General features: G+C 71.2%; 15 protein-coding genes. 10 read left to right on the top strand and 5 right to left on the bottom strand.

Annotation, left to right across the window (positions count from 1 at the left end; genetic code table 11):
* Positions 1-61 precede the first annotated feature (61 nt).
* From U1T56_RS04755 to ndk, 3 genes are all read left to right on the top strand, one after another.
* Positions 62-1,552, top strand: a complete 1,491-nt coding sequence (locus U1T56_RS04755; protein ID WP_418158294.1) for a leucyl aminopeptidase — start codon at positions 62-64, stop codon at positions 1,550-1,552.
* Between the two features lie 10 nt (positions 1,553-1,562).
* Positions 1,563-2,036: a DNA polymerase III subunit chi gene (locus U1T56_RS04760; protein ID WP_418158295.1), complete on the top strand. Its 474-nt coding sequence runs from the start codon at positions 1,563-1,565 to the stop codon at positions 2,034-2,036.
* Between the two features lie 212 nt (positions 2,037-2,248).
* Positions 2,249-2,671, top strand: coding sequence for a nucleoside-diphosphate kinase (ndk, locus tag U1T56_RS04765; protein WP_418158296.1), 423 nt, complete (start codon positions 2,249-2,251; stop codon positions 2,669-2,671).
* 224 nt (positions 2,672-2,895) lie between these two features.
* Here the strand turns inward: ndk and U1T56_RS04770 are convergent, their stop codons facing one another.
* From U1T56_RS04770 to purM, 4 genes are read right to left on the bottom strand one after another with little or no spacing between them, the layout of a single operon-like run.
* Positions 2,896-3,954: a threonine aldolase family protein gene (locus U1T56_RS04770; RefSeq protein ID WP_418158366.1), complete on the bottom strand. Its 1,059-nt coding sequence runs from the start codon at positions 3,952-3,954 to the stop codon at positions 2,896-2,898.
* A gap of 2 nt (positions 3,955-3,956) precedes the next feature.
* Positions 3,957-4,691, bottom strand: a complete 735-nt coding sequence (locus U1T56_RS04775) for an MBL fold metallo-hydrolase (protein ID WP_418158297.1) — start codon at positions 4,689-4,691, stop codon at positions 3,957-3,959.
* A 6-nt stretch (positions 4,692-4,697) separates the two neighbouring features.
* Positions 4,698-5,354, bottom strand: a complete 657-nt coding sequence (gene purN, locus U1T56_RS04780; protein ID WP_418158298.1) for a phosphoribosylglycinamide formyltransferase — start codon at positions 5,352-5,354, stop codon at positions 4,698-4,700.
* Positions 5,327-6,427, bottom strand: coding sequence for a phosphoribosylformylglycinamidine cyclo-ligase (purM, locus tag U1T56_RS04785; protein ID WP_418158299.1), 1,101 nt, complete (start codon positions 6,425-6,427; stop codon positions 5,327-5,329). Before purM ends, purN begins: the two co-directional genes overlap by 28 nt.
* Positions 6,428-6,499: 72 nt before the next feature.
* Here purM and U1T56_RS04790 point away from each other — a divergent pair, with 72 nt between their 5' ends.
* From U1T56_RS04790 to U1T56_RS04815, 6 genes are all read left to right on the top strand, one after another.
* Complete coding sequence (locus U1T56_RS04790) at positions 6,500-7,660, top strand: DUF2066 domain-containing protein (RefSeq protein WP_418158300.1); 1,161 nt, start codon at positions 6,500-6,502, stop codon at positions 7,658-7,660.
* Positions 7,588-8,217, top strand: a complete 630-nt coding sequence (locus U1T56_RS04795) for a CDP-alcohol phosphatidyltransferase family protein (protein WP_418158301.1) — start codon at positions 7,588-7,590, stop codon at positions 8,215-8,217. Before U1T56_RS04790 ends, U1T56_RS04795 begins: the two co-directional genes overlap by 73 nt.
* Positions 8,218-8,240: 23 nt before the next feature.
* Complete coding sequence (locus U1T56_RS04800) at positions 8,241-9,014, top strand: HdaA/DnaA family protein (RefSeq protein ID WP_418158302.1); 774 nt, start codon at positions 8,241-8,243, stop codon at positions 9,012-9,014.
* A complete protein-coding gene (locus tag U1T56_RS04805) occupies positions 9,014-9,793 on the top strand; it encodes an SDR family oxidoreductase (protein WP_418158303.1) in 780 nt (259 codons plus the stop codon). Before U1T56_RS04800 ends, U1T56_RS04805 begins: the two co-directional genes overlap by 1 nt.
* Before the next feature lie 7 nt (positions 9,794-9,800).
* A complete protein-coding gene (locus U1T56_RS04810; RefSeq protein WP_418158304.1) occupies positions 9,801-10,928 on the top strand; it encodes an anhydro-N-acetylmuramic acid kinase in 1,128 nt (375 codons plus the stop codon).
* 78 nt (positions 10,929-11,006) lie between these two features.
* Entirely contained in the window at positions 11,007-12,059 is a 1,053-nt protein-coding gene (locus U1T56_RS04815; RefSeq protein ID WP_418158305.1) for a tetratricopeptide repeat protein, read from the top strand.
* A gap of 15 nt (positions 12,060-12,074) precedes the next feature.
* Here the strand turns inward: U1T56_RS04815 and htpX are convergent, their stop codons facing one another.
* Positions 12,075-13,016, bottom strand: a complete 942-nt coding sequence (gene htpX, locus U1T56_RS04820; RefSeq protein ID WP_418158306.1) for a zinc metalloprotease HtpX — start codon at positions 13,014-13,016, stop codon at positions 12,075-12,077.
* Between the two features lie 195 nt (positions 13,017-13,211).
* Here htpX and U1T56_RS04825 point away from each other — a divergent pair, with 195 nt between their 5' ends.
* Positions 13,212-15,548: an NADP-dependent malic enzyme gene (locus U1T56_RS04825; RefSeq protein ID WP_418158307.1), complete on the top strand. Its 2,337-nt coding sequence runs from the start codon at positions 13,212-13,214 to the stop codon at positions 15,546-15,548.
* Positions 15,549-15,681: the final 133 nt, after the last annotated feature.

The following is a 15,681-nucleotide window of genomic DNA, read 5'->3' on the forward strand; positions in this document are numbered from 1 at the left end:
GACGTCATGCGCCGGCGGGGGCGGCGCTCGTTCCGCCGGCCGTCTGCGAGCAAGAGGCGGGATGATGGAGATCAAGGTCGAGCCGGGCAGGCTGCCCGAACGCGGCACGGTGATCGTGCCGGTGGGCCACGACGGGGCGCTGAGCGCCGCGGCGGCGGGCCTCGATGGCGCCAGCGGCGGCCTGATCCGCCGCGCGCTGGAGGCGGCGGGCGAGAAGAAGCACGGCCGGGTGATCGACCTGTTCCTGCCGAGCGGCCTCATGCTCGAGCGGCTGCTCCTGCTCGTGGTCGGCAAGCCCGAAGGGGTGAGCCGGCTCGACCTTGAGCAGCTCGGCGGCAAGCTCGTTCAAAAGCTGAAGAGCCTGCAGGTCCGCGAGGCGCACCTCGCCTCGATCGAAGGGCTCGAGCTCGGCTTCTCGCCGGTGGAAGCCATCGGGGCCATGGCGCTGGGCGCCCAGCTCCGCGCCTACCGTTTCACGAAGTACCGCACCGCCGCCGAAGGCGGCGACGAGGAGGAGGGCGAGCCGGCACGGCTCTGGCTCCTCCTGCCCGAGGGCGAGGCGGCGCTGGCGCCGGTGCGCGCCGTCGCCGACGCGGTGTGCCGAGCGCGCGACCTCGTGAGCGAGCCCGCGAACGTGCTGACCCCGAAGGCCTTCGCCGAAGCCTGCGCCGACCTTGCCGACATGGGCGTCGAGGTCGAGATCCTGGCTCGGGACGCGCTCGAGGAGCTCGGCATGCGGGCGCTCCTCGCCGTGGCCCAGGGCAGCGCGCTTCCGCCCTACGTCGCCGTCATGCGCTGGCAGGGTGGCGGCAGCGAGGCGCCGCTGGCCCTCGTCGGCAAGGGCATCTGCTTCGACACGGGCGGCATTTCCATCAAGCCCGCGCAGGGCATGGAGGAGATGAAGTGGGACATGGCCGGGGCCGCCGCCGTCTACGGCGCCATGCTGGCCGTGGCCGGCCGCAAGGCCAGGGCCAACGTCGTGGGCGTGGTGGGCCTCGCCGAGAACATGCCCTCGGGCACCGCCCAGCGTCCGGGCGACGTGATCCGCAGCATGGCCGGCAAGACCATCGAGGTCGTCAACACCGACGCCGAAGGCCGCCTCTTGCTCGCCGACGTGCTCCACTACACGAAGGAGCGTTTCAAGCCCAGGGCGATGATCGACCTCGCCACGCTCACCGGCGCCGTCATCGTCGCGCTCGGCCACGAGCAGGCGGGCCTGTTCGCGAACGACGAGAGCCTGGCGCAGCAGCTCCAGACGGTGGCGGAGGAGACGGGCGAGCTCTTGTGGCGCCTGCCGCTCGGCAAAGCCTACGAGAAACACATCCGCTCCGACATCGCCGACATCAAGAACGTGGGTCGCGGCCGCGAGGCCGGCAGCACCGCCGGAGCCGTGTTCCTGCAGCAGTTCGTGGGCGACGTGCCCTGGGCGCATCTCGACATCGCCGCCATGGCCTGGACCTCGCGCGACCAGCCCTTGGCCGGCAAGGGAGCGACGGGCTTCGGCGTGCGGCTGCTCGACCGCCTCGTCGCCCGCTACTTCGAGGCACGGTGAAGGCCGCCCCTTGACCGAGGTCGGCTTCTATCATCTCACCCGGAGTACCCTCGAGGAGGCGCTGCCGCGTCTCCTCGAGAAGGCCTATGCCGCCGGCCTGCGGGCCGTCGTCCGGGTCGGCGATCCCGAGCGGGTGGAGCTCCTCAACCGGGCCTTGTGGACCTACGCCAAGGAATCCTTCCTGCCGCACGGCACGCGCGCCGACGGCTGGCCGGAGCGGCAGCCGATCTATCTCTCGGCCGAGATCGACAACCCGAACGGCGCTTCCCTCCTCGTCCTGGTCGAGGACGCGCCTGCCCCGGACCTCGCCGGCTTCGCCCGCTGTCTCCTTCTGTTCGACGGCAACGATCCCGCCGCCGTCGGACGCGCGCGGACGCGCTGGCGCGAGGCGCTGGCGCAGGGCCACAAGTGCGTCTACTGGCAGCAGACCGCGCGCGGCGGCTGGACCAAGGCGGCGGAGAAGGACGGTGCTCCGCCGGATTAGGCGCTCGAGGCGGCCCGTCCGCCTCATGCCGAGCCGGGATACGGCTGTGGGGCCGCTTGCTGCAGGGACGGGGCCACATCCGATGACGGCCTCTTGTGATGCCGAATATGCCTGCCTCGAGGATGCTGCGTGCCCGACGCACCTTTCCCGGCCCTCTCGGCGTCGCTATAAGGCCCGCGATCTTCGCCCAGCCAACATCTGGAACAGAGCTCATGGCCATCGAGCGCACCCTCTCGATCATCAAGCCCGACGCCACGCGCCGCAACCTGACCGGTGCGATCAACGACCGCTTCGAGAAGGCGGGCCTGCGCATCGTGGCCCAGAAGCGGCTCTGGCTCACCCGCGCTCAGGCCGAAGCGTTCTACGCCGTCCACCGCGAGCGCCCGTTCTTCGGCTCCCTCGTCGAGTTCATGACCAGCGGCCCGGTCGTGGTCCAGGTGCTCGAGGGCGAGAACGCGGTGGCGAGGAACCGCGAGGTGATGGGCGCCACCAACCCTGCCAACGCGGCACCGGGCACCATCCGCAAGGACTTCGCCGAGAGCATCGAGGCCAACTCGGTCCACGGCTCGGACAGCCCCGAGAACGCGGCGATCGAGATCGCCTTCTTCTTCGCCGGCATCGAGATCGTCGGTTGAGCCTCTGCCGCTCGTGGGGAGCGCCGAGCGTTTCCCATGAGCGGCGGCTGCGCGCCGGCCTGTCCCCGGCGAAGCTCTGGGCCGGTCGGGGCTGCAGGGGAAGAGCCTTAGCGCTCTTGGAGCCGATGCTGAGAGCTTTCACCGAAGGCGGTGACGTTCCGGGGATCCGGTTCGGGCGAGGTGGCTTCTCGTGAGCCTTCCCTGAGCCCGTAGCTGCGTCCTTCTCAGGCCGCGGCATCCCCTGCATCCGCCGCGAAGCGCTCGATCTCGGCAGGCTCGGTGCTCCAGGCCGTCACCAGCCGGCAGCCGCTCGGCCCGAAGACGGGATAGGGGTTGAAGGCCCAGCCGCGCCGCTGCAGCCGCTCCTGCACCACAGGCGCCATGCGCACGAAGACCTCGTTGCCCTGCACGGGCCCGCAGACCTCGACACCCGGAACCCCGTCCAGCGCCCGTGCCAGAAGCTGCGCCATGGCGTTGGCGTGGCGCGCGTTCGCGAGCCACAAGTCCTCCTCGACATAGGCGAGGAGCTGGGCCGAGAGATAGCGCATCTTGGAGGCGAGCTGGCCCGCCCGCTTGGCGCGATAGGCGAGGCCGCGCGCGAGCGCGGAATCGAACACCACGATCGCCTCGGCGTTCATGGCCCCGTTCTTGGTGGCGCCGAACGAAAGGATCTTCACCCCGGCCCGCCAGGTGAGCTCGGCCGGCGTGCAGCCGAGCTCGGCCACGGCGTTGGCGAAGCGTGCACCGTCCATGAAGAGCGAGAGGCCGTGGTCCCGGCACACGGCACCGAGCTCCCGGACCTCCTCGACCGTGTAGATGGCACCCAGCTCGGTCGCCTGGGTGATCGCGAGGGCCGCGGGCTGTGCCGCGTGCACGTCGTCGATCGGCCAAGCCGCGAGCCGCGCGCGCACGGTCGCGGCCGCGAGCTTGGCCCGCTCGCCCGGAAGGGCGACGAGGCGCGCTCCCCCGGTGAACAGCTCGGGTGCGGTCGATTCGTCCGTCACGAGGTGGCTCGCCTCGTGGCAGAGGATGGCGCCGTAGGGTGGGGTAAGGGCCGAGACGGCGAGCACGTTGGCGATGGTTCCGGTCGAGACCGGAAAGACCGCGACCTCGGTCTCGAACAGCTCGCGGAACCGCTCCTGCAGGCGACGCGTCCACGGATCGGCGCCGTAGGACGGCACGGGCTCCCGGTTCGCCCGCAACAGCGCCTCCATGATCGCCGGCGCCACCGGTGCGGTGTTGTCCGAGGCGAGCCCGGCCAGGACCTCGTCGCCGCCCCGCATCGTCACGCCTCGAGCCCCTTCGCTTCCAGCCAGCTCCGGATCAGCGCACGGAAGCGCTCGCCCGGGCAGCTCGGGAAATGCCCGCCGTGCATCACGCGCACCGGCAGAGTCAGGAGGCGGCGCATGCTCGCGACATAGGCTTCGGCATCCGAGCCGGGGCAGTCCTCGACCAGAGCGCCGTCGTAGACGATGTCGCCCGAGAACAGGATCCCGGTCTTGCGCTCGAACAGCGCGATACCGCCCGGCGAATGGCCGGGCGTGTGGATCACCTCGAACATCCGGTCGCCGAGATCGACCACGTCGCCATCCTCGAGGAGCCGCGTGGCCGGCGCCGCCTTCGGGCAGTAGGTGGCCGAGCGGTAGGGCTCGGGCGGCAGCGCCTCGAACACCTCGTCCGTGACATAGGGTTCGACCAGGGTGTTGACCCGGTCCGGCCGTGCCAGCGGCAGGGCTTCGGCAGCGTGCACCCAGCGCTCGGCGAACTCGTGATGGCCGCCGATATGGTCGAAGTGGGTATGGCTCGCGACCGCCACGAGCGGCTTTTCGGTCAGGAGCGGGATCTGCTCGCGCAAGGAGACGACGCCCCAGCCCGAATCGATCAGGAGATCACGGTCCCGACCCCGCACGTGCCAGATGTTGCAGCGGTAGAACTCCCTGATCCAGGGCTCGTCGATCCAGGTCACGTCGTCGCCGACGCGGCGGACCCGGAACCAGTCGGCGGCAGGAATCCGGCGCAACGCTCCTCAGCCCTCCATGCTCTGCTTCAGGAGCGGGTGCCGCAGGAGCCGGGGTGCCGCCGCCTCGACCCGCTCGCCCGCCACGCGCACGGCACCCGAGGCCAGGAGCTGGAGCGCCAGCGGGTAGCAGCGGTGCTCGAGCTCGAGTACTCTCGCGGCGAGCCGGGCCTCGTCGTCCTCCGGCAGGACGGGCACGATGCCCTGGACCAGGATCGGCCCGTCGTCGAGCTCGGGCCGGACCAGATGGACGGTGCAGCCGTGCACGAGGACACCGGCGGCGAGCGCCCTCGCATGGGTATGAAGGCCGCGGAACGCGGGCAGGAGAGAGGGGTGGATGTTGAGCATCCGGTCGCGCCAGGCCTCGACGAAGCCCGGGGTGAGGATGCGCATGAACCCGGCGAGGCACACGATCTCCACCTCCGCCGCGTGGAGCTCCGCCATGATCGCGGCCTCGAACGCGGCCCGGTCCGGATGGTGCCGATGATCGACCACGACGGCGGGGATGCCGGCGCGCTCGGCTCGCACGAGCCCGAAGGCATCGGCACGGTTGCTCACGACGAGCACGATCTCGGCCGCCGAGTCGCTCCGCGTGCCGGCGTCGATCAGCGCCTGCAGGTTCGAGCCGCTGCCCGAGATCAGAACCGCGACGCGACGGCGGACCATGCGGCCTCGAGATTCTCGAATTCGACGTGCGGGCGGCCCCGGCCTTCCGCGATGGTGCCGATGGTGTAGACGGTCTCGTTCGCACCTTCGAGGGCCCGGCGGACCGCTTCCGCCTGCTCGGAAGCCACTACCAGCACCATGCCGATGCCACAGTTAAAGGTGCGCAGGAGCTCGAGCGCGTCGAGCCGGCCGACCTCGGCGAGCCAGCGGAACATGGGCGGCAGGGTCCAGCGGGCGACGTCGAGCCGCATCACCTGCCCCTCGCCCAGGACCCGCGGCGGATTCTCGACGAGGCCACCGCCCGTGATGTGCGCGAGTGCTTTGACCCCGCCGGTCGCGATGCCGGCGAGGCAACTTTTGACGTAGATCCGGGTGGGGGCGAGGAGAGCATCGCCGAGGCGCTGCTCCGGCGCCCAAGGGCAGGGGTCGTCGAGTCCCAGCCCCTGTTCGCGGAGCACCAAGCGCACGAGCGAGAAGCCGTTCGCGTGCACACCCGAGGAGGCGAGACCCAGGACGACGTCGCCGGCCCGGATCTCGGTCGTGCGCGGCAGGATGGCGTCGCGCTCGACCGCGCCCACCGCGAAGCCGGCGAGATCGAACTCGCCCCGGCCGTAGAGTCCCGGCATCTCGGCGGTCTCGCCGCCGATGAGAGCGCAGCCGGCGAGCCGGCAGCCCTCGCTGATGCCGGCGATCACCTCGCCCGCCATCGCGGGCACGAGGCGGCCAGTCGCGAAATAGTCCAGGAAGAACAGAGGCTGGGCACCCTGGACGACGAGATCGTTGACGCACATGGCGACGAGGTCGATCCCCACCGCTCGGTGCGCGCCCGCCTCCGCCGCCAGCAGCACCTTGGTGCCGACACCGTCGGTGGTGGCGACCAGGACCGGGTCCTTGAAGCCGCAGGCCGCGAGGTCGAACAGGCCGCCGAAGCCGCCGATGGATCCCATCCAGCCGGCCCGGCGGGTCGCCTTGGCCATGGGCTCGATATGCGTGACCAGGTCGGCTCCGGCGTCGATGTCGACGCCGGCCTCGGCATAGCGGCCGCCGCTGGTGCGAGTTCCTTGTGTCGTCATGCGCGCGTGGCTAGTTGACAGCTATCCGCTTCGGTCGGCGTAGGACGACAAGGCATACAGAGTGGGACGGGAATGCGCAACGAAGCTTCCGCCTGGCTTGGGACGTGGCGCAGCGCCGCGCTCCTTCTCCTGGCATGGCTCGCCCTGCCCGGAGCGGCCGGGGCGGCCGACCTCTACCGCGTGCAGGGCATTCCGGTCGATGTCACGGCCGCGAGTGCCGTGGCGGCACGCCAGATCGCGATCGACAGCGGCGAGCGCGAGGGGCTCGTCCGGCTGATGCGCCGGCTGACCTCGCCCGACGATCACGCCGCCCTGCCACCGGTCGACCGGCTGCCGGTCGAGCGGTTCGTCAACAGCTTCGAGATCGCGCAGGAGAAGCTGGGGCCCACCCGCTACATCGCCACCCTCAACGTCAGCTACGTCGCGGCCGAGGTCCAAGGCCTGCTGCGGAGTGCCGGCATCCCGTTCGTCACCCGCCGCTCCGATCCGATCCTCGTGGTTCCGGTCGAGGCCTCGGGCGAGGCCGCACCCGCGGCCTGGGTCGAGAACGGTCCCTGGCGTGCGGCCTGGGACGAAGGCGTGAGCCGGGCTACCGTCACCGTGCTCGCCCTGCCTTTGGGCGATCTCGCCGACATTTCGGCGGCGCCGGGAACGGCGGTCGCGGCCGGGGACAAGGCGGCGCTCGACGCGCTGGCGGCGCGCTACGGCAGCGGGACGGTAGCGGTGGCGAGCGCCAGGCTCGAGCGTGCTCCCGACACGGGCAAGCTCACCCGGATCACCGTCAGCGTCCGGCGCGCCGATGCCTGGGGCAAGCCTCTCTTGGATGCCGCCCTCGACGTGGCGCCGAACGAGACCGAGCCGGCCGCTCTGGGGCGGGCGGTGGATCGCGTGATCGGCGCCGTCGAGAACGACTGGAAGCGGCAGACGCTCGTGCGCAAAGGCCCGGTTTCGCTGCTTTCGGCGGCGCTGCCGCTTGCCGATCTGGCGAGCTGGGTGCAGATAAGAAGGCAGCTCACCGGTCTGCCCGAGATCCGTTCCGTGCAGGTCGATGCCTTCGCGCAGACCGAAGCGCGCCTGACGATCGGCTATGCCGGGGATCTGCCGCAGCTCGCGGCGGCCGTCGAGCGGATCGGGCTCTCGTTGGCCCAGGAGAACGACGGATGGCACTTGCGACCAGCGGGCGGCCCGGCGGCCTATCCGGCGCCGTCGCCCGCCTTGCCTGCTACGCCATGAGCGCTGCCGCGCAGAACGCCGCCAATCTCCTGACCCTGGCGCGGCTGCTCTGCGTGCCGCCGATCGTGCTGCTCACCGCGAGCGGGGCCTATCGCGACGCGGCGTTCCTGTTCCTTCTGGCGGCGCTCACCGACTTCGCCGACGGCTTCGTGGCGAAGCGCATCACCGGCCCGACCCCGCTCGGTGCCGTCCTCGATCCTCTGGCCGACAAGCTCCTGATGGCGGCTCTGCTCCTCACCCTCGTCCTCGAGGGCCATCTGCCGGCCTGGATCGTGCTTCTCGTGATCGGCCGCGACCTTCTGATCGTCTCGGGCACCCTGGCCCTGCGCCTCCTCGTCGGCCGGTTCCGGGTCGAGCCGCTGCTGATCGGCAAGCTCTCGACCTTCTTCCAACTCGTGCTGGGCGGGGCCGTGCTCGCCGAGCTCTCGGTGCTGCCGGGTTTGGGGGCATGGCTCCACCCGCTCCTGATGTGCACGGCGGCGCTCGTGGTGGCTTCCGCGCTCGCCTACCTCCATGCGGCCGCGCGCATCTGGTCGCTGGCGCGGGTGGCCCGCTGATCCAGCCCGTACCGGCCGCCCGCGTGACCGACCCGGTTCCGGCAGACCTCGACGCCCGCCCGCCCGCGAGCATCGCGGCGGGAGCGCCCGACGGCCGCCAGCTCGTGCTCGACCTGCCGCATCCCGTGGGCGAAGGGCTCGCCGACTTCCTCCCGGCCCCGTCGAACCGGGCAGCGCTCGACGCCGTGCTGCGCTGGCCCGCTTGGCCGGCGCCGGCCTGCCTGCTCGTGGGCCCGCCCGGCAGCGGCAAGACCCACCTCGCCAAGATCTGGGCCGAACGCGCGGGCGCCGTCGTGCTGCAGGGCCGCGAGCTCTGGGAGCCGGCCGAGCCGCTCCGGCGTTTGGGCGACGCTCGCGCCTGCGTCGTCGACGAGGCCGAGGACCTCGCCGACGAGGCGCTCCTGTTCCATCTCTACAACCGCATTGTCGAGCGGCGGGGCAGCCTCCTGCTCACGGCCGGCCGACCGGTAGCGGCCTGGGGCTTGGCACTTCCCGACCTCCGCTCGCGCCTGCTCACCGCCTGGACCGTCCGGATCGAGCCGCCCGACGACCAGCTTCTGGCAGCGCTCCTGGTCAAGCAGTTCGCCGACCGTCAGCTCAAGGTCGACGGCGAGGTCGTCGCCTTCCTCGTCAACCGGATCGAGCGCTCCTTCGCCGCCGCCCGGACCGTGGTGCGTGCGCTCGATCGCGCCTCGCTGCGCGCCCGCCGGCCCGTCACCATGCCGCTCGCACGGCTCGTCCTCGAGGAGCTCGAGCAGCAGCAGATCGAGCAGCAAACCGAACAGGGAAACCGTTGATGGATCTCGGCATCAAAGGCAGGAAGGCCATCGTCTGCGCCGCGAGCAAGGGTCTCGGCCGCGCCTGCGCCATGGCGCTGGCCGAGAACGGCGTGGACCTCGTCGTCAACGCGCGCGGGCAGGAGGCTCTGGAGGCGACCGCGGCGGCGATCCGGCAGGCGACCGGCGCGAGCGTCACGGCGGTCGCGGCCGACATCACCACACCCGAAGGGCGGGCCGCGGTGCTGGCCGCATGCCCCGCACCCGACATCCTGGTCAACAACGCCGGCGGGCCGCCGCCCGGCGATTTTCGCGACTGGGGCGAGGCGGAATGGATCGCAGCGCTCCGCGCCAACATGCTGACCCCGATCGAGCTGATCAAGGCGGTGGTCGACGGCATGGGCGAGCGTGGCTTCGGCCGGATCGTCAACATCACCTCCAGCGCCGTGAAGGCGCCGATTGCCGAACTCGGCCTCTCCAACGGTGCTCGCGCCGGGCTCACGGGCTTCGTGGCCGGGCTCGCCCGCGCGGTGGCGGGAAAGGGGGTCACGATCAACAACATCCTGCCGGGCCGGTTCGCGACCGACCGGCTCATGAGCAATTTCGCCGCGAACGCCAGGAAGCGCGGCGTTCCCGTCGAGGAGGTCGCGCGCGCGGCGCGAACCGCCATCCCGGCCGGCCGGTTCGGCGAGCCCGAGGAGTTCGGCCAGCTCTGTGCTTTCATCTGCTCGCGCCACGCCGGCTACATCACCGGGCAGAATCTCCTGATCGACGGCGGCGCCTTCCCGGGCACGCTGTGAGGCCGGCATGACGACGGAGCGGATCGTCGCCGGCCTGATGAGCGGCACGTCGATGGACGGCATCGACGTCGCGATCTGCCGCATACCGCGCGGCGAGCCCCGCTCGGTGGCCCTCCTGGGTGCCCGCACCGTGCCCTGGCCCGAGCCCCTGGCCGAGCGGCTGCGCCGGGCGCACCTCGCCGATGCGGCGGAGCTGGCCCGCCTCGACCGGCTCGTGGGCGAGGCCTTCGCCGAGGCCGCGGCCGGGCTCGCCGACGAGCTGGGTGTCACGGTCGATCTCGCCGGCAGCCACGGCCAGACCGTCTACCACGAGCACCGGGCCACCACGCTCCAGATCGGCGAGGCCGCGTTCATCGCGGCACGCCTGCTTTGCCCGGTCGTGAGCGACTTCCGGCGGAACGACATCGCCGTCGGCGGCTGCGGGGCGCCGCTGGTGCCCATCGTCGACCGCTGGCTTCTCGCCCGCCCCCGCGAGGCCGTGCTCGCGGTCAATATCGGCGGCATCTCCAACCTCTCGGCCGTTCCGCCGCGCGAGGAGACGCGAGCGCCGGTCATGGGCTTCGACTGCGGCCCCGGCAACATGATTCTGGACGAGCTCGCGCGCCGTCGGACCGGCGGGGCGATGGACTGCGACCGTGACGGCCGGTTCGCCGCCGCCGGGCGGGTCGATCCGGATCTGCTCGCCCGGCTTCTCGCCGACCCGATCCTCTCGCAGCCGCCTCCGCGCTCGTTCGGCCGCGAACAGTACGGGGCCACCTTCGTCGACCGGCTCCTCGCCGAACGGCAGCCCGCCACGGATGCCGACTGGTGCGATCTGTTCGCGACCCTGACCGAGCTCACCGCCCGTGCGATCGCCGATTCGTACGCGCGCTGGGTGGCGCAATGCTGTCCGGTAGCCGAGGTCGTGATCGCGGGCGGCGGTGCGCGCAACCCGGAAGTCATGCGCCGGCTCGCCGCCGCCATGGCGCCGATTCCGGTCGTGACCAGCGACAGTCGCGGACTCTCGGCCGACTTCAAGGAAGCCGTCGCCTTCGCGCTCCTGGCCTCGGCCCGCGTCGACGGGATTCCGGCCAACCTCCCCGAGGTGACGGGCGCCCGCCGCCGCGTGCTCCTCGGCAAACTCACCGAGCTCTGACCCGTCCTGGCATCGTTCATCGAATGCTAACGCTTGCTCACCATAGTGCGGGCAACGCGAGTTCGCGTGGAGCCTTGGATGAGCAAGCTGCGCTGCTGCGCGCGTCACGGCGGATGGTTCATCGTGCTGGCGCTGGCCCTGATATTGTCGGGCTGCGCCACCTCGAACGGGCCGGTCCTGCCTGCGACCACGGGCGGCCTCGGCGGGCCGGAGGCGGCCTCCTCGCGGGCCATGAGCCTGGTCAGGCTCGGCGAGACCGCGCTGCGGACCGGAGAGAGCACGTCGGCGGCCCAGCTCTTCGAGCAGGCGCTCGTGACGGACGGCCGCAACCTCGCGGCGGCGCTGGGGCTCGGCCGGGCGCTCCTCCTGCTCGACCGGCCGCTCGATGCCGGCCGTGCGTTCGAGCGGGCGCTCGCGATCGATTCCACCGCCGCTGCTGCTCACTACGGCTATGCTCGCGCAATGATGGCGCAGCGCCGGCCGGAGATGGCAGTCGAGCATCTGCGGGCCATTCTGGAGCGCCAGCCGGACGATGCCTCCGCGCTCAACGCACTGGGCGTCGCCTACGATCTCGAGGGCCGGCACGATCTCGCCGCCGAAAGCTACCGCAAGGGTCTCACCGTGGCGCCGGCCTCGGTGCCGCTGCGGAACAATCTCGGCCTGTCGCTCGTCCTGCAGGGCCGGTTCGACGAGGCGCTGGCGATCCTGAAGCCGCTCGCCGACGGCACCGGCTCCACGCGACGCACGCGCCAGAACCTCGCTCTGGCATTTGGCCTGATGGGCGACACGACCACGGCCGAGCGTCTCAGCCGCATCGACCTCGGCGAGGAGGAGACCCGCGACAATCTCGCCTACTTCACCGCCGTGCGCGCCCTGCTCGACACACGGCTGCAGGCCGAAGCGCTGGCGCCGAGGCCGCCCGCGGCAGGCATCCCGGAAGATCTGCAGGAAAAGATGCCAGGGCCTGCCGCCGGCTCCGTCCCGGGCGCGCCACCGGCGGCGATCTCGGCCATCGACCCGCCTTCCCGAGCGGCATCGGCCCCGGCCGCGCCGGCTGGTACCGAAGCGCTTCGACCGCCGACCGGGGCGAGGATGATGGGTATGGACGATGGCGGGCCGATGCGCCTTTGAGTGCGCCGAGGGTGCTCAGCGCCTCCACGGGCTCCGACGGCCGCCCGCCCTGGGCACGCTGCCGTAGCGGACCTGCGGCCGGGAGGCTATCGGGCCGACGGCTGCGGCCGGGGCGAAGCCGCCCGGCTCCAGCGCCAGCAGCCGGCGGATCCGCTCCTCCGTCGGGGGATGGGTGCGGAACAGGCCGTCGATCCCACCCATCCGCAAGGGGTTGACGATGAAGAGATGGGCGCTCGCCGGGTTGTGCTCGGCCGACGGCATGATGCGGCCGGCCGCGAGCTGCTCGATACGGGCGAGAGCGCTCGCGAGCCAGCGCGGGTCGCCGCAGATCTCGGCCCCGGCCCGGTCGGCCGAGTATTCGCGGGTGCGCGAGATGGCGAGCTGGACCAGCGTCGCGGCGAGCGGGGCCAGGATCATGATGAGGATCGCCGCGATCGGATTCGGGCGCTCGTCGTTCTGCGAGCCGCCGAAGAAGAAGGCGAAGTTGGCGAGGAAGCCCACCGCGCCCGCGAGCGTGGCGGCGATCGTCATGGTGAGGGTGTCGCGGTTCCTGATATGGCCGAGCTCGTGCGCGATGACGCCGGCGAGCTCCTCGCGGCCCAGGCTCTCGAGGAGGCCCCGCGTGACGGCGACGGCGCTGTGCCGCGGATCGCGACCGGTCGCGAACGCGTTGGGCTGGTCGGTCTCGATCAGGTAGACCGCCGGCGTCGGCAGCCCGGCGCGCCGCGCCAGCTCCTCGACGAGACCGTAGAGCTCGGGAGCGCTCGCCCGCGTCACCAAGCGGGCGTCGTGCATGCGCAGGACCATGCGGTCCGAGTTCCACCAGGCGAAGAGGTTCGTGGCGAGGGCGAAGAGCAGCGCCACGACGAGCCCGCCCCGCCCGCCGAGCAGGAAGCCCACGACCAGGAACAGCGCGGTCATGGCCGCGAGCAGGAGACCGGTGCGGACCAGGTTCATCGCATCCTTTCCCACCACGTGATCGCAAGTGATCCACGAGCATCAGGTATGATGCGAACATGCCGCGGCCAAGTCGGGAGCGAGAGGCTCGCGTCGCGCTTGCGGCCGGCACGGCACGGCTCCTACAACAGCAGCCCCCAACGAGAACGTGCCAGCACGAACGGCGGACAGCCGGGCGGGGTCGGGAGAGACGGAATGGACGGGCAGGACGATGGGCTCGGCGGGATCGAGCCGGCGGCGCAGAACGCACCGGTCACGGGCGAGGAGGCGCTGGCGCTGCATGCGCGCGGCCGCCCCGGCAAGATCGAGGTGACGCCCACAAAGCCGCTCGCGACCGCCCGCGATCTGTCGCTGGCCTACTCGCCGGGCGTCGCCGCGCCCTGCCTTGCGATCCACAAGGAGCCCGACCGGGCCTACGACTACACGGCCAAGGGCAATCTCGTCGCGGTGATCTCGAACGGCACCGCCGTCCTGGGCCTGGGTAATCTCGGAGCCCTCGGCTCCAAGCCCGTGATGGAAGGCAAGGCCGTCCTGTTCAAGCGCTTCGCCGACATCGACGGCATCGACCTCGAGGTCGATACGACCGATGTCGACGCGTTCGTGAGCTGTGTCAGGCTGCTCGAGCCCACCTTCGGCGGGATCAATCTCGAGGACATCAAGGCGCCCGAGTGCTTCGTCATCGAGCAGCGCCTGCGCGAGCTCATGAACATCCCGGTGTTCCACGACGACCAGCACGGCACGGCGATCATCGCCGCGGCGGCGCTCATCAACGCGCTCGACCTCACCGGCCGCTCGCTGCAGAGCACGCGCATGGTGGTGAACGGCGCCGGTGCCGCCGGCATCGCCTGCGTCGAGCTGATCAAGGCCATGGGGATGCCGCATGAGAACGTCATCCTGTGCGATACCCAGGGTGTCATCTATCAGGGCCGCACGGCCGGCATGAACCAGTGGAAGTCGGCACACGCCGTGCCGACCGAGGCCAGAACGCTGGCCGATGCCATGCGCGGGGCCGACGTGGTGATGGGCCTCTCGGTCAAGGGCGCCTTCACGCCCGAGATGATCGCCTCCATGGCCGAGAAGCCCATCATCTTCGCCATGGCCAACCCCGATCCCGAGATCACGCCCGAGGAGGCGCGGGCGATCCGGGCCGATGCGATCATCGCCACCGGCCGCTCGGACTACCCGAACCAGGTCAACAACGTCCTGGGCTTTCCCTACATCTTCCGGGGTGCCCTCGACGTGCGGGCCTCCACCATCAACGACGCCATGAAGATCGCGGCGGCCTATGCCATCGCGGCGCTCGCGCGCGAGGACGTGCCGGATGCGGTCGCCGCCGCCTACAAGGGCAGACGCCTGCGCTACGGGCCCGAGTACCTGATCCCGACCCCGTTCGACCCGCGTCTGATCACGGCCGTGCCGCCGGCCGTGGCGAAGGCGGCGATGGACACGGGCGTGGCAAGAAAGCCGATCGTGAGCTTCGAGCGCTACCGCCAGATGCTCCGGAGCCGGCTCGATCCCACGGCGAGCCGGATGCAGCTCATCATCGAGCGGGTCCGGGCCCAGCCCAAGCGCGTCGTGTTCGCCGAGGGCGAGGAGGAGAAGAGCATCAGCGCGGCGCTGGCCTGGCGCAACGACGGGCTCGGTACACCGATCCTGATCGGCCGCGAGGAGCGGATCCGGCAGACGCTGCAGGGCATGGGGCTGCAGACGCTGGACGGGGTCGAGATCCACAATGCCAGGGTCTCCGAGCACAACCGGCTCTATGCCGAGTTCCTCTACCGCCGGCAGCAACGCAACGGGCTCCTGTTCCGCGACTGCCAGCGGCTCGTGAACCAGGACCGCAACGTGTTCGCGGCCTGCATGGTGGCGCACGGCCATGCGGACGCGGTGATCACGGGCCTGACGCGCGCCTACCATACCGTGCTCGAGGACGTGCTCCGGGTGATCGACCCCAAGCCCGGCAGCCGGATCTTCGGCATGACCATGATGGTGGCGAAGGGCCGGACCGTGTTCATCGCGGACACGACCGTGCACGAATTGCCGGATACCAAGACGCTCGCCGACATCGCGATCCAGGCGGCGCGGATGGTGGAGCGGATGGGCTTCACGCCGCGCGTGGCGCTGCTCTCCTTCGCCACCTTCGGCAACCCGCCCGTCTCCAAGGCCGCGCGCATCCGCGACGTGGTGACGGAGCTCGACCGGCGGCAGGTGGACTTCGAGTATGACGGCGAGATGGGCGCCGACGTGGCGCTCGATCCCGAGCTCATGGCGCTCTACCCGTTCTGCCGCCTCAAGGGCCCGGCCAACGTGCTGATCATGCCGGCCCTGCACTCGGCCAACATCGCCTCGAAGCTTTTGCAGCAGCTCGGCGGCGGGACGGTGATCGGTCCCTTGCTCGTGGGCCTGTCGCGGCCGGTCCACATCGTGCCGATGAACGCCACCGTCTCGGACATGCTGAACCTCGCCGCGATCGCGGCGCACGACGCGATCGTGGAGGAGCCGGTGGAGAACGGGCGGGCGGCGGCGGAGTAGGAAACGGGAGGCACGTGGCATCCCCGCGATCGCGGGCCGATCTCCCGCGGCACCGGACGACGAGGCCCCCGCGGCCGCGCCAGGGAAGGTGCCGTCAAAAGGTCAGGCCCGAGCCGCCATCGACGCAGAGCAT

This window comes from Benzoatithermus flavus, assembly GCF_037908215.1.
Classification (GTDB): Bacteria; Pseudomonadota; Alphaproteobacteria; order Geminicoccales; family Geminicoccaceae; genus Benzoatithermus; species Benzoatithermus flavus.

Excerpts from the sequence above, each read along its gene's own strand:
- U1T56_RS04755 (WP_418158294.1), top strand. The coding sequence starts at position 62 with ATGATGGAGATCAAGGTCGAGCCGGGCAGGCTGCCCGAACGCGGCACG.
- U1T56_RS04795 (WP_418158301.1), top strand. The coding sequence starts at position 7,588 with ATGGCACTTGCGACCAGCGGGCGGCCCGGCGGCCTATCCGGCGCCGTC.
- U1T56_RS04825 (WP_418158307.1), top strand. The coding sequence starts at position 13,212 with ATGGACGGGCAGGACGATGGGCTCGGCGGGATCGAGCCGGCGGCGCAG.
- U1T56_RS04770 (WP_418158366.1), bottom strand. The coding sequence starts at position 3,954 with ATGCGGGGCGGCGACGAGGTCCTGGCCGGGCTCGCCTCGGACAACACC.
- U1T56_RS04790 (WP_418158300.1), top strand. The coding sequence starts at position 6,500 with ATGCGCAACGAAGCTTCCGCCTGGCTTGGGACGTGGCGCAGCGCCGCG.
- htpX (WP_418158306.1), bottom strand. The coding sequence starts at position 13,016 with ATGAACCTGGTCCGCACCGGTCTCCTGCTCGCGGCCATGACCGCGCTG.
- purM (WP_418158299.1), bottom strand. The coding sequence starts at position 6,427 with ATGACGACACAAGGAACTCGCACCAGCGGCGGCCGCTATGCCGAGGCC.
- purN (WP_418158298.1), bottom strand. The coding sequence starts at position 5,354 with ATGGTCCGCCGTCGCGTCGCGGTTCTGATCTCGGGCAGCGGCTCGAAC.
- U1T56_RS04805 (WP_418158303.1), top strand. The coding sequence starts at position 9,014 with ATGGATCTCGGCATCAAAGGCAGGAAGGCCATCGTCTGCGCCGCGAGC.
- U1T56_RS04815 (WP_418158305.1), top strand. The coding sequence starts at position 11,007 with ATGAGCAAGCTGCGCTGCTGCGCGCGTCACGGCGGATGGTTCATCGTG.
- ndk (WP_418158296.1), top strand. The coding sequence starts at position 2,249 with ATGGCCATCGAGCGCACCCTCTCGATCATCAAGCCCGACGCCACGCGC.
- U1T56_RS04810 (WP_418158304.1), top strand. The coding sequence starts at position 9,801 with ATGACGACGGAGCGGATCGTCGCCGGCCTGATGAGCGGCACGTCGATG.